The organism is Hymenobacter terricola (assembly GCF_017921975.2).
GTDB classification, from domain to species: Bacteria; Bacteroidota; Bacteroidia; order Cytophagales; family Hymenobacteraceae; genus Hymenobacter; species Hymenobacter terricola.
This window is the reverse complement of record NZ_JAGEMO020000184.1, coordinates 1-624: the sequence shown is the minus strand read 5'-3', so window position 1 is coordinate 624 and position 624 is coordinate 1. Positions and strand designations below refer to the sequence as shown.

The following is a 624-nucleotide window of genomic DNA, read 5'->3' as shown; positions in this document are numbered from 1 at the left end:
TCATGTGCGTGAAATAATGAGTGTTCCCGTTCTCGTCTATATCTGGCATTTTTACCCATTGGCCGGATTTTGTGTTCCATAGCTCAATTGTTTTATTACTAAGAGATTTACACGCTTCAAAAATTTTTGAATAATCATTGCTACCATCTGTTAGAATTTCACGTATAGGTACAGTTATGTTTGCGGTAATATTATCTGCAGATATACCCGTACGCACTGCATCGATCACGGAGGCACCATTCAATGCCTTGTTAGCATGCTCTACGATTTTAACAAAAATTCGTACTTCATAAAGGGAAAAATTGCCCTTCATTACTGTTGTAAGATAAGATTGCACAATGTTCATATTAAATAATTTATATTAAGATATTAATTGTGTGCAAATATAATACAACCTTAGGACTTACGCAAATATTTGTCCCAAAAAAAAAGAAAAAAAAATCCCGGTCCGCCGACCGGGAAATGAATGTAAAGGATAAACAGAGCGCTAAAAACTAAAAAACTAAGCATCTGTACCACCCGAACTTTGATATTTTTCGATATGGATAATATTTTTACCCATGTATGTAATCATACCCTCAGGATACGATGTATTCGGAAATGTTAATATCAAAGTATAAGTCT

1 protein-coding gene is annotated in these 624 nt (G+C 34.1%); it reads right to left on the bottom strand.

Annotation, left to right across the window (positions count from 1 at the left end):
* On the bottom strand, positions 1 to 346 hold a 346-nt coding region (locus J4G38_RS28175), incomplete at its 3' end, for a hypothetical protein (protein WP_226164126.1).
* Between the last annotated feature and the right edge of the window lie 278 nt (positions 347 to 624).